Raw genomic sequence first — 14,834 nt, 5'->3', positions numbered from 1 at the left:
ACTATGGATCCCACTTTTGCATCGCCGGATGGCGCGCTGACCGAGCGGCACCAGGCGCTCTTGGAGGTCGCGGAAGCGATCTCGGCGCACCGCGATCTACACGAACTTTTTCGAGATCTCGTTCAGCGGCTCTCCCGCGTGATGCAGGTGAATTTCGTGTCTCTCTCCTTGCACGACCCGATGCGCAACCATATCCGCCTCCAGACCATTCAAGCGAATGTGCCGGCTGAGCTCTTGGGCGGCCATGAAGAGCCTGTCGATGAAACTCCCGCCGGCTTGGTCTTCCTCACGCAGCGGCCGGTTCTCGTGTCCGACCTTGCCGCCGAACATCGCTGGCCGCAAGTCCTTCATCGCATGCGGGAGGACGGCGTCAATTCATTTTGCGTCGTTCCCTTGACCACCGCCGTGCGACAACTGGGCGCCATGGGATTTTCGAGCCTGCGGAGAGACGCCTATAGCGAGTCGGACGTGGAGTTTCTCCGGCAGGTCGGGAAGCAAGTCGCAGTGGCGGTCGACAACGTCCTGCACCATCAGGATCTGGTCAGTGATCGGGATCGACTGCGCCTTCTGCTGGAGGTCACGGAATCCATCGCTTTACATCACGACGCGGACCGCTTTTTGCGCGATCTCGCGCAGCGGCTTCCCCGCATCGTGCCCTTCGACTACATCAACATCGTGCTGCACGATCCGGCCAAGAATGTCATGCGGCTCCGGTTGTTGGTCACGTCGATGCCCGCAACGATCAAGCCGGGTCTCGAATTGCCGATCGAGGAGTCCCCCGGCGGTCTCGTCTGGAAAACGCAGCAACCGTTGACCGTGCCCGACATTGCGAGCGAACGTCGCTTCTCCAAATTGATCGCAATGCTGCGGGAGAACGGCGTCCAGTCTTTTTGCGTCGTGCCGCTGACCACCGCGAACCAACGCCTCGGCGCCCTGGGATTCGGCAGCCTGGAGCGCCGAACCTACGACGTATCCGAGATCGAATTCATGCACCAAATCGCGAAACAGGTGGCCATCGCCGTCGAAAATGCGTTGAACTACGAACGAGCGCAGTCCACTCAATCGCAACTCACGCGTGAGCGTGATCATCAGCGGTTGCTGCTTGAAGTGAACAATGCCGTCATCACCCATCTGGATCTCAACGACTTGTTCACGGCCGTCAGTGAGTGCTTGAGAAAAGTGATCCAGCACGACGGCTCCAGCCTGCTGCTCTGCGACGAACGGACCGGCGAGTGGCGTATTCACGTATTGGATTTTCAGAGAAACGAAAGTTTCATCGAGGAAGGAACACTCGAAGAAAGTACGGAGTCCCCGTCCTGCCTCGCGATCAACACGGGCAAAGCCGCGTTGTTCAGAGAACCGGATCTGAAAGAGATGGCAAGCTCTTCGCCTTGCGCGCAGAACCTCCTTGACCGTGGCGTGAAATCGTTCTGCTCTCTCCCGCTCCTTGCGCACAAACGCGCATTAGGCGCATTGAACGTGGGGCGACGAAGAGATGACGGCTTTACGTCGGAGGACGTCGAGTTGCTCGGCCAGGTCGCGCAGCAAGTCGCCATTGCGGTCGAGAACGCCTTGGCTTATAAGCAGATTGCCCAACTGAAGGACAAGTTAACGGAAGAAAAACTGTATCTTGAAGAAGAAATTCAGACCAACTACAACTTTGAAGAAATTGTCGGCGAGAGCCGCGCGCTCAAACAGGTCCTCAAGCAGATCGAGACGGTCGCCCCCACGGACTCTACGGTCTTGATCCTGGGCGAAACGGGCAGCGGGAAAGAGCTCGTCGCTCGCGCGCTCCACAATTTGAGCACCCGGCGGGAGCGCACGTTCGTGAAGCTGAATTGCGCCGCGATTCCGACCGGCTTGCTCGAAAGCGAACTATTCGGGCACGAAAAGGGAGCCTTCACCGGGGCGATTGCGACCAAGGTCGGCCGGTTTGAATTGGCCGACCGAGGAACGCTGTTCCTCGACGAAGTCGGAGAAATTCCCCTGGAACTCCAGGTCAAGCTTCTCCGAGTGCTCCAGGAGCAGGAATTCGAACGGCTGGGTGGCACTCGCACGATTCGTACGAACGTACGGGTCGTCGCGGCCACCAATCGCGACCTCGATCAAATGGTGGATGAACAGAAGTTTCGCAGTGACCTCTACTACCGGCTCAAAGTCTTCCCCGTTACCGTTCCCCCGCTGCGCGAGCGTGTAGAGGACATCTCTGTCCTGGCCCGACACTTTGCCCATAAATTCGCCATGCGGATGAAGAAACGCGTTGAAACGATTCCTGTCGAAGCGATGAAAGCCATGCAGGCCTATCCCTGGCCGGGTAACGTGCGCGAACTGGGAAACTTCATCGAACGGGCAGTGATTTTGTCGACCGGCTCCGATCTGGTCGTGCAACTGTCTGAGCTCAAGTCACCGACGACTGCGTCGCACGATTCGGTCTTGACGCTGGAAGCGGCCGAGCGGAAGCACATTCTGCACGTATTGCGTGATTCGAAGTGGACCCTCGGTGGTCCCGGGGGGGCCGCCGCTAGGCTCGGAATGAAACGGACGACTCTCCATTCCAAGATGCGGAAGCTGGGCATTGTCCGTCCATCGTAGCCTCTACTTCTCTGTCGAGATCCCTGGAATATCCCCGTGTCGATATTTCGTCATCTGACGAATAGACGACGAATGGACTTCGTCACCCTCACCTTATTTCCTTCCACACTCAAGGTAGGGTTCATAACAGTTCATTTTCATATTCATATAGTTGAGAGCGCCGTCTTTGTTCAAACTTTGACTGGAACAGTCATTGCTGTTCCCTCAAAACATAGCATTGATCGGAGGTCTACATGATGCTCGGGTACAAGCACGTTGGAGGTTGTTCTCATGAATCGTCGTAACTGGATCGGAACAGTCTTGCTTCTCGCATTGGTACTCTCCACGGGCATCGGGCTGATCGCCTGGAAGTATGAATCCATTCAAGATTCCGTTGCAGCCTCTGCCAACCAACCGGAGCCGATGGAATCCATCACGGTCGCCGTCGCGCGCGAGATGGATCATCGCCAGACCACCACCTCCATCGGAACGGTTCTGGCCTTACGCTCGGTCATGCTGAAGAACGAACTCGCCGGAACGGTCCGTGAAGTCCGGCTCACGCCGGGCCAGATCGTGGAAGCCGGCACCTTGCTGGTCGCGCTCGATGTTTCCGTCGAAGAAGCCGAACTCAAGGCGCAGGAGGCGCAGGCCGCTCTTACCAGGACGGTGCTCACTCGCCGACAGAACCTCAATCAGGAACTCGCCACGACTCAGGAGGAAGTCGACCGGGCTCGCGCCGATTTGGATATTGCCCGGGCCCAAATCGCCCGCACCAGGGCGATCATCGCCAAGAAGACCCTCCGTGCGCCGTTCCGGGCGCGCGTCGGCATCGCCGATGTTCACCCCGGTCAATATCTGGACGAAGGGACCTTGCTCACGACGTTGCAGGGCGTCGGCGAAGCGGTCCATGTCGATTTCACGGTTGCCCAGCAGGTTGCGGCCGGCTTACGGAGCGGCGAGACGGTCGACGTGCTGGCGCCGGGCGAAGCCCTCGCCATCAAAGCCGCCATCGTCGCGCTCGATGCGCGCGTGGATCCCACGACTCGAAATGCCGTGGTGCGGGCGCGGGTGGAGGATACGCGCCATCTGCTGGCCCCCGGCGCGTCGGTTCGGGTTCAAGTTCCCGTCGGCCTCTCGCGCAAGGCCGTCGCCATCCCGGTCAGCGCGCTGCGCAAAGGGCCAGGGGGCGATCAGGTGTTCGTAATCGCGCCGGACCAGGATCTCAAGACTCGAGCGCATGTGCGGCGAGTGGAAAGCGGCACGATGGTCGGCGATCAAGTCGTGATTCACGCCGGACTCGACGTCGGCGAGACCGTTGCCGCGTCGGGATCGTTCAAGTTGCGCGAAGGCGTGCTCGTCGCGATTGCGCCCGACTCTTCCTCGCAAAAGCAGGCCCAAGCGCGAACGGTCCACAACGACTGAATCGATTCACCCGTCGAAGAAGAAATAGGGATATACCCATGCGATCCTTCACCGATATCTTCGTGAAACATCCGGTCCTGGCCGTGGTCATCAATCTTGTCATCATGCTTGCAGGATGGCGGGCGCTCATGACCCTGCCGGTGCAGCAATATCCGAAGATCGAAAGCTCATCGGTCATCATCACAACCGTCTACTACGGCGCGAGCGCCGAGACCGTGCGCGGGTTCCTCAGCACGCCGATCGAGCGGGTGGTCTCCGCGATCAGCGGCGTCGACTACGTGGAGTCGACGAGTCGAGCCGGTGTCAGTACCGTGACCGTGCATTTGAAGTTGAACCACAGCAGCACGGCGGCCCTCGCCGAAGTCACGGCACGGCTCCAACAGGTGCGCGCCGAATTGCCGCCTCAAGCCGAACCACCCGTCATCGAGGTCCAGAGGGCCGACCGGCCGTATGCCTCGTTCTATCTCAGCTTCACGTCGACGGAACGCCCGGTCCCGGCTCTCACTGATTGGCTCCTGCGCACGTTGCAACCGCAATTCTCGACGCTGTCCGGCGTGCAGAAGGTGACCATCGAGGGAGGCCGTCAGATCGCCATGCGCATCTGGATCGATCCGGACCGTCTTGCCTCGTTCAATCTCTCGCCGGGTGATGTGCAAGGCGCGCTGCTCCGGAACAACTATCTGGCCGCGGTGGGACGGACGAAGGGCAACTTCGCCCAGATCAACCTGCTCGCGAATACCGACCTGCGATCGGCCCAGGAATTCGAGGAGCTCATCGTCGCGGACAGGGGCGGCGCCATCGTCCGGCTAAAAGATATTGCGAAGGTCGAGCGAGAGGCCGAAGAAGCGGACATGGTCGCAAAGTACAACCAGGCTCAGGGTGTGTATCTTGGGATCTGGCCCGTGCCGGGCACGAACGAGATCGATATCGCGCACCGGCTCCGCGACGAGATGGAACGCATCCGGCCGACCCTGCCGAGCGACATCGACATGAAACTCGTGTGGGACGGCACGATGTTCATGCGAAACGCGCTGGCGGAAATCACCAAGACGTTGTCGGAAACGATTCTCATCGTCGCGGTGGTGGTGTTTCTCTTCATGGGATCGGTGCGCACGGCGCTCGTGCCGCTCGTGGCCATGCCGGTGTCGCTGATCGGGGCCGCTATCTTCATGTTCGCGTTCGGCTTCAGTCTCAATCTTCTGACGCTGCTCGCCATCGTCTTGTCGGTCGGGCTGGTCGTGGACGATGCGATCGTCGTCGTTGAAAACGTGGAACGGCATGTGCGTCTGGGGCGATCGCGAATCGAGGCGGCGTTGATCGGCGCGCGCGAGCTCGTCGGCCCGATCATCGCGATGACGATTACCCTCGCGACGGTCTATACCCCCATCGCCTTTCAAGGCGGGCTGACCGGGTCCCTGTTCCTGGAATTTGCCATCACGCTTGCGGTCGCCGTGGTCCTGTCCGGTGTCGTCGCGATCACGCTCTCGCCGGTCATGAGTTCCCGGTTCGTGCATCCTCAAGGAAAAGAAGGCCGGCTGACGGCCTTCGTCAATCGACGCTTCGAAGAGGTGCGGCGTCTGTACGCGAAACTGCTCGACGGGGCGCTCACCATGCGCTGGGGCATCGTCACGGCGGCACTCTTAATCATGGCATCAATCTGGCCGCTGTATCTCTTTTCGCGCCAAGAACTCGCCCCCGTGGAGGATCAGAGCCACATCAGCCTTTTCTTCGAAGCATCGCCTGACTCCACGTTGGCGGCCACGAACCGTGAGCACCTACAGATCGTACGAGCGATCACGGCATTCCCTGAAACGGAATTCACATGGGGGCTCACAACCGCCTGGGGTGGCTTCGGGGGATTGGTCGCGAAGGACTGGCATGAACGGACGCGTTCCACCGAGCAGATGTACGGCGAAGTCTACGGCGCCGTCTCGCAGGTGCCCGGACTGCGCGTGTTTCCCCGATTGGACCCGCCCTTGCCGACGCCCGGTCAGTACGATGTCGAGTTGGTGCTGGAAAGCGACCTGCCGGCTGAGCAATTGCTCGACACGGTCGGCGCCGTGCTCGGGGCCGGCTGGCAAAGCGGCAAGTTCATGTACGTGGACACCGATCTCAAAATCGATCTCCCTGAGGCGCGTGTCATTCTCGACCGCGAGCGTCTGGCCGACTTAGGGTTTGATCTGGCGGGCGTCGGCCGGGAGCTCGGCACCATGCTCGGCGGGGCCTATGTCAACCGGTTCAACTATTTCGATCGCAGTTACAAAGTTATCCCGCAGCTCGGGGACAGCGACCGCGCGACCGTCGGTCCCCTGCTCGATTTGAAGATCAAGACGCCGGGCGGCCAGCTGGTGCCGGTGTCCACGTTCACGCACATCGAGACGAGCACCGCGCCTCGCACCTTGAACCGCTTTCAACAGCGCAACTCCGTTCGGATCTTCGGCGGCGTGAAACCGGGCGTGACGAAGGAAGAAGGATTGCGTGTCCTCGAGACCGCGGCGGCGGCAGGGGGGTCACGCATCGTCCTCGACTATGCCGGCGAATCGCGGCAACTGCGCCAGGAGGGAGCGGCGCTTACCGTGACGCTCGGCTTTGCCGTGGTCCTGATCTATCTGGTGCTGGCCGCCCAATTCAAAAGCTTCCGCGATCCGTTGATCGTTCTGCTGGGATCCGTGCCGCTTGCCATCTCCGGCGCTCTGGTCTTCAGCTTCCTGGACCTGACGACGATCAATATCTATTCGCAGGTGGGATTGATCACGCTGGTCGGATTGATCGCGAAGAACGGCATTCTCATCGTGGAGTTCGCGAATCAACTCCAAGTACGCGGGCTCGCCAAGGCGATGGCGGTGCGCGAAGCCTCGTTGACCAGACTGAGGCCGGTGCTGATGACCTCGGCTGCCACCGTCTTCGGCCATCTCCCGTTGGTGCTGGCGACAGGACCCGGCGCGGCCGCCCGCAACAGCATCGGCATGGTGTTGGTCACCGGCATGACGGTCGGCACGCTCTTCACGCTGTTCGTTGTGCCGGTGTTTTACTCGCTGATCGCGGCCCAGCACCAGCCGGATCTGGAGCCTGAAGAGATCGCGCTCGAGGCCGATGATGCAGAACTGCTCCCGGTTGGAGCACAGAACTGAAGGAAGGTTTGAAAACTTCTTGCCATGCTGAAGATTACCGCGGAGAAGAATCGAAACTCGGTGCGACTCAGACTGGAGGGCAGCCTGACCGGACCGTGGGTCGGTGAACTGGAGCATGAGTGGCGAACCACCCGACCGGCTGATGGACTCCCTCTTGTCGTGGATCTCACGAACGTCACCTTTGTGGGAGAGGACGGCAAGCTCCTCTTGAAGCGGATGTGGAAAGAAGGCGCGCAATTGATTGCCACAGGATGTTGCATCGGTCACCTTGTGAACGAGATCACCCGGTCAGAACCGGATAGGTCTTCCGTCGGATGAGGAAAGAAATGAGTGAGAGCATCATACGCGCGGTCGGTCTGTTCATAGGATCCTGCTTGCTCGTTGCCTGCGCCGTGGGGCCGGACTACCGGCGGCCCCCGACGGAGGTGGAGGACCGGTTTCGCATGGCGGAGGGGCCGGCGGATCTCCCCTCGGTGGCCAACTTGCCCTGGTGGGAGCTTCTGCACGATGCGCAGTTGCAGCAACTCATTCGGTCGGCGCTCGCGGACAACAACGATCTCCGGCGGGCCGTCGCGACCGTCGAGGAATTTCGGGCGCGGGCGCTGATCGCGCGCACCGACTGGTTGCCGCAACTGTCGGTGGCCGCGAACGCGCCGGCCGGGCGCAGCGCGGTGTTTTTGTTTCCCGGCTTTGCCAGTCCGTTTAATTATTACTTGCTCGGCAACCTGTCGTGGGAGGTGGATCTGTGGGGGCGCGTGCGGCGCACGAACGAAGCGGCGCGCGCCGAGCTGTTGTCCAAGGAAGAGAACCGCCGCGCCGTGACGATCCAACTGGTCAGCGCGGTCGCGGAAGCCTACTTCACGGTGCTCCAATTCGATCTTCAGCTCGACATCGCGGAGCGGACGCTCCAGTCGTGGGAAGAGTCGGTGCGGATCGCCCAGGCGCGGTTGCGGCAAGGGATGACCTCCAAGCTGGACGCGGATCAGTTTGAGGCGGAGCGCGCGAATGCCGCGGCCCGCGCGGCGGAACTCCAGCGGCAGATGGTGCAAGCGGAGAACCACCTGAGCCTTTTGCTGGGGCGCACCCCGTTTGCCGTCGCGCGCGGGCGGGCCTTGGACCAGCAAGTGATTCCCCCGGACGTGCCGGCGGGGCTGCCGTCGGAGCTCCTGCAGCGGCGGCCGGATCTGCTGGTCGCGGAGCGCCAGTTGGCGGCCGTCACCGCCCGGATCGGGGTCGCCAAGGCCGAACGCTTCCCCCGCATCACCTTGACCGGGTTGGCGGGGCTCGCGCATCCCGAATTATCGCTGATCTTCACGGAGGCGTCCTCCTTCGGGGTGTTCGGGGCCGGCCTGGCCGCGCCGCTGTTCAACGCGCAAATTCTGGGCTTCCAGCAAGAAGCGATCGAGGCCCAAAGCCAAGAAGCCTTGGCGCAGTACCAACAGACGGTGTTGACCGCCTTTCGCGAAGTCGAGGACTCGCTCATCGCGGTGCGGACGGCCCGCCGCCAGAGCGACGCGCAACAGCAACAAGTGACCGCCTTGCAGTCGGCCCTGAAGCTGGCGGAACTCCGCTACAAGGGCGGGCTGGCGAACTATCTGGACGTGCTCGTGGCCCGACGAAGCCTGTTTGAGGCGGAACTCGCCTGGACCAGCACACGCCGGTTTCTCCTGGCGTCGGTCGTGCAACTGTACAAAGCGCTGGGAGGTGGCTGGTCGCCCGACAATTCCGCTCAACAGCTGCCGACGGCCCAAGTCGTCGAAGCCGGGAAGGGCTAAGGGAACGTCGAAGACATTGCCGACGTAGCGACCTTCCGGCGCGCGACGTGGCGCCCTCGTAATCGTTTGACCCAAGTATGGAAATCACAAAGCGTTTGCGGTGAGGAAGAAATTTGAAGATCGCTGTCGATTTCAGGCCTCCCTGTTCGACTACAGATAACGGATGCACTGGCCAAACCGACAAACGAGACGACATAGGAGGTTGATATGCGAGCCCAAGAAGAACGATCGCGGGCGGAGGCGACCACGAAGAAATAGAGAGGTCTCGCTCAAAGGCCGAGGCCACACGAGCCGGCTGTACAGTCAAACTCATGGTGAGACAAGAAGAAAGGACGATGCTCATGGGATATGTCGATGGATACGTCCTGCCCGTTCCAAGGAAAAACCTGAAAGCGTATCGACGTCTCGCGCAGCAAGCGGCGAAGATCTGGCGCGAGCACGGCGCCCTCGACTACAAAGAGTGCGTCGGCGACGATCTCACAACGAAGATGGGCGTACCGTTTACAAAACACGCCAAGGCCAAAGCCGGCGAGACAGTGATCTTCGCGTACATCCTGTTCACGTCGCGTGCCCACCGCGACCGCGTCAACGCCAAAGTGATGAAAGACCCGCGTATCCATGAGATGTGCGATCCACAGGATATGCCCTTTGATTATAAACGTATGGCCTACGGTGGATTCAAAATCCTCGTCGAGGCCTAGCCGCTTCACGAACGAGCATCATGCTGAGGAACCGGCCGATGCAACCGGCTATCGGTCGTATCGAATGCAGCCTAGCCCATCACCTAACCAAACCAGAAGGAGGCCACCATGCAGGTGAAACGATTGGCGGTAACCACATTGTGCATCATGCTGACTGTCGTGCCGGTTTTCGCAAAAGAGAAAAAGCATGAAAAGGCCATGGACCCGCAGCAGATGATGGAAGTCTGGAAGAAACTGGCTCAACCCGGCGAGCCGCATAAACATTTCGCATCATTGGCCGGCAGCTGGACGACACAGACCAAGGAATGGATGGAGCCGGGCAAGCCACCGACGGAATCCACCGGCACGGCGGAGATGAAGATGCTGCTCGACGGACGATTTCTCTATCAGGAATACAACGCTCAGATGATGGGGCAACCATTCTCCGGCATCGGGATCGATGGCTACGATAATTTGACCAAGAAATACGTGACCGCCTGGATCGATACCATGAGCACCGGCATCTTCTTTATGGAAGGCACGGCAAGCCCGGACGGCAAGACCATTACGCTGCGAGGCTCGCATCCGGAACCGGGGGGCGGGAAGATGACACACCGCGCTGTCTGGAAGATCGCCGATACCGACAACCCCACGTTCGAGATGTACGGCGCCCACGGAAAGGAAAAAGAAATGAAGTTCCTGGAGATCATCTATACCAGAAAACAGTAATCGGGGAAGTTGAGGCGCCCTGTCGATTTTCTTGCGGTCGGACGACTAGCTGCAGAAGCGTTTCTCGCGAAGCTCATTCGTGACGCATATTCTTGATGCGTTCGAGATACGAGCGACGAGGAACGCACAACGGGGAGGCATACTATGAGTAGCGTTCGAGTACTGGTCGGCACCCGCAAGGGTGCGTTCATTCTCACGTCCGACGGAGCTCGCAAGCGGTGGGACGTGCAAGGGCCGCACTTCGGAGGATGGGAGCTGTACCATATCAAAGGCTCACCGGCGGATCCGAACCGGCTGTATGCCTCGCAAACCAGCAGCTGGTTCGGGCAAGTCATTCAACGCTCGGATGACGGCGGGCAAACCTGGAATGCCCCAGGAAACAAACCTGAAGATCTCATGGGGCCCGACGGCACGCCGAAGGGTGAGAGTAATATGTTTGTGTACGACACTTCCGCGGAGACGGGAAAACCGCTCACGACACACCAGCATTATGACGGCTCGCAGCGTCCCTGGGAGTTCAAGCGAGTGTGGCACCTCGAACCGTCGCTGAACGATCCGAACACGGTCTACGCGGGCGTCGAAGACGCGTCGATCTTCAAATCCACGGACGGAGGAAAGACGTGGAAGGAACTGGCGGGGCTGAGAAACGCGAAGGGCCGACTCTGGCAACCGGGGGCGGGCGGGATGTGCCTGCACACGATTTTGTTGGACGATAGCCGTCCGGATCGGATGTACGCGGCCATCTCAGCCGCCGGCGCGTTCCGCAGCGATGACGCAGGCCGGACATGGCACCCTGTAAACAAAGGTCTGAAGTCTCAATACGAGCTCCCCGACCCGGATGCCGAAGTCGGGCATTGTGTCCACTGCATCACGATGCATCCGTCGCGCCCGAACGTTCTGTTCATGCAGAAGCACTGGGATGTGTTGCGGAGCGACGATGCCGGCGAGTCTTGGCACGAGATCAGCGGAAACTTGCCGAGCGATTTCGGATTTCCCATCGCCGTCCACGCCCACGAACCGAACACGATCTATGTCGTGCCGATCAAGAGCGACTCCGAACATTACCCGCCTGAGGGGAAATTACGTGTGTACCGCAGTCGCACCGGAGGCAACGAGTGGGAGCCGCTGACGAAGGGCCTGCCGCAAGAACATTGCTACGTCAACATTCTGCGGGATGCGATGGCGATCGATCAGCTCGATCCCTGCGGCATCTATTTCGGAACGACCGGTGGCCAGGTTTATGGATCAGCCGACGGTGGAGACAGTTGGGAGCCGATCGTACGGGATCTGCCGGCGGTGCTCTCGGTTGAAGTGCAGACACTCTAAAGAAACGTGAAGCGTATCTCGTTAAGCGTGAAGCGTTCAATCCAACGAGATACGAAATACGAACGACGAGATGCGAAATGATCAGAGTAGTGTTGCCGCAACATCTACGAACTCTGGCGCGTGTCAGCGGTGAAGTGACGCTTGAAGTCTCAAGTCCGGTGACGCAACGTGCGGTCCTCGACGCGCTTGAAGCCCGCTATCCAATGTTGCGCGGGACGGTCCGCGATCACGCCACGCTCAAACGGCGTCCCTTCGTCCGGTTCTTTGCCTGCGAGCAGGATCTGTCCCATGAATCGCCGGATGTGCCGCTACCCGACGCCGTCGTAACGGGAAGCGAGCCATTCTTAATCGTGGGAGCCATGGCGGGAGGCTAAGCCACATCAATCATGATAATTCGTCGCATTGCACTGGTTGCCTGGACTTATTGCAGCGACGGAGCATGGGTGCCTCATGGCGGGTGCCAGGGAGTCGGCAGGTGAGACAAATCTTGATGCGGATGTTCGGTCATCCTCATGGCGTACTCGGCAGGCTAGGCGGTGTGATCATGGCGCGTACCAATCAGAAGTGCGCCGCTTGGGTTATCGATCTGTTGGAGGTCCTGCCGAACGATAAGATACTGGAGGTTGGGTTCGGTCCCGGAGTGGGCATCGAGCTTCTGAACCGATCCACACCGGCGGGGTATGTTGCGGGTGTTGATCCATCTAAAGAAATGGTCGAAGCAGCCACGGCTCGGAATGGAAAAGCGATTAAGAGTGGTCATGTCGACCTGCGGATCGGATCTGTAGATCGCTTGCCGTTTGATGACAACACCTTCGATAAGGCTCTGGCAATTAACTCCATGCAGGCCTGGCCGGACGCAGTGGCCGGACTTCGAGAAATACATCGCGTTTTAAAGGCGAATTGCAAGATCGTCCTTGGGTTTACCCCCTACTCAGGACAATCGAAGAACGGGGTGCCTGAAAAGCTTGCGGCGGCAGGCTTCGTGAACATATGCATCGTGGAATCAGATCCGGGATTTTGCGCTCTAGCGAGCAAACCATGACGGATGAATGCCATGCCATCTGACAAACGAGCGGACCAATGATCAACTCGGCAAAGGAGGAACGAATGAGTGCCCAATCCAAATCCAAATCGGCAACAAAACGGAAACCCACAAAAAGCAGGCACACCACCCCGACCATTTGCTGGTTTGAGATCCCTGCGGACGATCCCCAGCGTGCCAAGAAATTTTATGGTTCGTTGTTCGGCTGGAAAATTCAGAAGTTCCCCGGAGCGGAGGACTACTGGCATATCGACACAGGCAGCGGTGACAGAATGCGTGACGGCGGGTTGATGGCGCGCAAGCATCCTGAGCATTCCATCACCAACTACGTGGCCGTGTCGTCGGTGGAGAAATCCGCAGCAAAGGTTGAGAAGCTCGGCGGCACAATCTGCAAGCCCAAGACGGCGATACCACAGATGGGCTATTTCGCGATCTGCCAGGATACGGAAGGCAACGAGTTCGCTTTGTGGGAGATGAATGCTCGCGCGACGTAGAGGCCACTGGGCGCTCGAAACAAATCTAAACGAAATCGTCGCGTCGTCCCGCGATCTCCTCCGACGAGTGCATGGATAGATTCGGCGGTCGATCTGAACCAATCGGGACGACTATTCATATGTCACGGTACACCTCGAAGGAGAAAGAAACCGCCTACGACGTGTATTCCGAAAACCTTCCAACCATAGCAATTGAAAGGAGAACGCAATGAATAAACCGGTCAAGCCGATTCCGGACGGGATGCATACCGTGACCCCGCACTTGGTGTGCGCCGGGGCAGCCAAGGCCATTGAATTTTACAAGAAGGCCTTCAATGCCGTGGAGTTGGGCAAGGTACCAGGGCCGGAAGGAAAGCTCCTCCATGCCTTGATCCGAATCGGCGACTCTCCCGTCATGCTCGTCGATGAATTTCCCGATCACAACTCGCTCGGGCCGAAGTCGCTCAAAGGTTCACCCGTCACCATCCATCTCTATGTCCAGGATGTGGAATCTGTCTTCAACCAAGCCGTGGCAGCCGGCGCGACAATCATGATGCCGGTCGCCGACATGTTCTGGGGGGATCGTTACGGCGTACTCGAAGATCCCTTTGGGCATCAGTGGTCGGTCGCCACACATGTTCGTGACGTGAATCCGGACGAATTACAAAAGGAAGCACGAAAAGCCTGCGGCTGACAGTTCGACCCTCATCTGAATGTACGCATCATTCAAAGAAGGAGGTCACCATGCGTGTCATGTCTCTTACCATTACCACGCGGACGGTTTCTCCAACAGGAATTCACCGGCAACATGATGGGCCGGCCTTATTCGGGCATCGGGGACGACCAGCCATGACAATTTACGCAAGAAATATGTGTCGACCTGGATCGATTCGATGGGCACGGGAATGTTCTTCATGGAAGGGACGTCCGGCCCCGACGGCAAGACCATCACGCTCAAGGGAGGCCATGGCGAACCAGGCGGAGTACATATGACCCATCGGGGGATCCGGAAACTCGTCGACAGCAATACCCAGATCTTCGAGATGTACGGGGCTCACAAGGGCGAGAAGGAAATGAAGGGCATGGAGATCATCTATACCAGGAAAGAATGATCGCGTCCTCATTCAACATATCCATGTGAGAAGAGGAAAGAGAGGCACGATGCCGACCATACAACGAATTACCCCTTGCCTTTGGTTCGATGACAAGGCCGAGGAAGCCGCGAAGTTCTACGTGTCGGTTTTCCAGAATTCGAAAATGGGAGTCATCACACGCTATGGAGAAGCCGGCGCCCAGGTCTCCGGACGACCGAAAGGATCGGTAATGACCGTCACGTTCGAGATCCAAAACCAGGAATTCGTGGCCTTGAACGGCGGTCCCATCTTCAAATTCACCGAAGCCGTCTCGTTCATGGTGAAGTGCAATTCGCAAACGGAAATCGATGAGATGTGGAGTAAGCTCTCCGACGGCGGCGAGGAAGGGCCCTGCGGCTGGCTGAAGGACAAATATGGCCTGTCCTGGCAAATCGTGGTGCCCGCTTGGGATGAGATGTTGAGAGACAAGGACACCGCGAAGGTGGAGCGCGCCATGGCCGCGATCCTTCAAATGAGCAAGCCAGATCTACAACGTGTGCGGCAAGCCTATGAAGGGCAAGAAGGAGGTTGACACATGCGATTCCTGATCAT

The 14,834-nt window shown here is 59.1% G+C and carries 14 protein-coding genes; all 14 read left to right on the top strand.

Features of this window, described 5'->3' with window-relative positions; translation table 11 throughout:
• The first annotated feature begins 3 nt into the window (after positions 1-3).
• The 14 genes from COMA2_RS16420 (at position 4) to COMA2_RS16355 (ending at position 14,814) form a co-directional block, all read left to right on the top strand.
• Complete coding sequence (locus COMA2_RS16420) at positions 4-2,592, top strand: sigma 54-interacting transcriptional regulator (RefSeq protein WP_090900784.1); 2,589 nt, start codon at positions 4-6, stop codon at positions 2,590-2,592.
• Positions 2,593-2,862: 270 nt separating this feature from the next.
• Positions 2,863-3,993, top strand: coding sequence for an efflux RND transporter periplasmic adaptor subunit (locus COMA2_RS16415; RefSeq protein ID WP_090900781.1), 1,131 nt, complete (start codon positions 2,863-2,865; stop codon positions 3,991-3,993).
• Between the two features lie 38 nt (positions 3,994-4,031).
• Positions 4,032-7,124, top strand: a complete 3,093-nt coding sequence (locus tag COMA2_RS16410; protein WP_090900778.1) for an efflux RND transporter permease subunit — start codon at positions 4,032-4,034, stop codon at positions 7,122-7,124.
• Between the two features lie 24 nt (positions 7,125-7,148).
• Positions 7,149-7,442 carry a hypothetical protein gene (locus COMA2_RS16405; RefSeq protein WP_090900775.1) on the top strand — a complete coding sequence of 98 codons (294 nt, stop codon included), beginning with the start codon at positions 7,149-7,151 and terminating at the stop codon, positions 7,440-7,442.
• A gap of 8 nt (positions 7,443-7,450) precedes the next feature.
• Positions 7,451-8,899: an efflux transporter outer membrane subunit gene (locus tag COMA2_RS16400; RefSeq protein ID WP_090900772.1), complete on the top strand. Its 1,449-nt coding sequence runs from the start codon at positions 7,451-7,453 to the stop codon at positions 8,897-8,899.
• Positions 8,900-9,240: 341 nt separating this feature from the next.
• On the top strand, positions 9,241-9,600 hold the full coding sequence (locus COMA2_RS16395; protein ID WP_090900880.1) for a DUF1428 domain-containing protein: 360 nt from the start codon (positions 9,241-9,243) through the stop codon (positions 9,598-9,600).
• Between the two features lie 108 nt (positions 9,601-9,708).
• Positions 9,709-10,308, top strand: coding sequence for a DUF1579 domain-containing protein (locus tag COMA2_RS16390; protein WP_090900769.1), 600 nt, complete (start codon positions 9,709-9,711; stop codon positions 10,306-10,308).
• A gap of 144 nt (positions 10,309-10,452) precedes the next feature.
• The gene (locus COMA2_RS16385; RefSeq protein WP_090900767.1) at positions 10,453-11,634 is read left to right on the top strand and encodes a WD40/YVTN/BNR-like repeat-containing protein; all 1,182 of its coding nucleotides are present in this window, start codon (positions 10,453-10,455) and stop codon (positions 11,632-11,634) included.
• Positions 11,635-11,711: 77 nt separating this feature from the next.
• Positions 11,712-12,008, top strand: coding sequence for a MoaD/ThiS family protein (locus COMA2_RS16380; protein WP_090900764.1), 297 nt, complete (start codon positions 11,712-11,714; stop codon positions 12,006-12,008).
• Between the two features lie 101 nt (positions 12,009-12,109).
• On the top strand, positions 12,110-12,676 hold the full coding sequence (locus COMA2_RS16375) for a class I SAM-dependent methyltransferase (protein ID WP_217490792.1): 567 nt from the start codon (positions 12,110-12,112) through the stop codon (positions 12,674-12,676).
• A 38-nt stretch (positions 12,677-12,714) separates the two neighbouring features.
• Complete coding sequence (locus tag COMA2_RS16370; protein ID WP_245631068.1) at positions 12,715-13,170, top strand: VOC family protein; 456 nt, start codon at positions 12,715-12,717, stop codon at positions 13,168-13,170.
• 208 nt (positions 13,171-13,378) lie between these two features.
• Positions 13,379-13,843, top strand: a complete 465-nt coding sequence (locus COMA2_RS16365) for a VOC family protein (protein ID WP_090900760.1) — start codon at positions 13,379-13,381, stop codon at positions 13,841-13,843.
• A 178-nt stretch (positions 13,844-14,021) separates the two neighbouring features.
• Positions 14,022-14,261, top strand: coding sequence for a DUF1579 family protein (locus tag COMA2_RS16360; protein ID WP_217490791.1), 240 nt, complete (start codon positions 14,022-14,024; stop codon positions 14,259-14,261).
• A gap of 49 nt (positions 14,262-14,310) precedes the next feature.
• Positions 14,311-14,814 (top strand): VOC family protein, encoded by a 504-nt coding sequence (locus tag COMA2_RS16355; RefSeq protein ID WP_175304671.1) that lies wholly within the window; start codon positions 14,311-14,313, stop codon positions 14,812-14,814.
• Positions 14,815-14,834 lie beyond the last annotated feature (20 nt).

This window comes from Candidatus Nitrospira nitrificans (genome assembly GCF_001458775.1).
Lineage (GTDB): Bacteria > Nitrospirota > Nitrospiria > Nitrospirales > Nitrospiraceae > Nitrospira_D > Nitrospira_D nitrificans.
The sequence above is the reverse complement of the archived record's forward strand: the minus strand, read 5'-3'. Positions and strand labels throughout refer to the sequence as shown.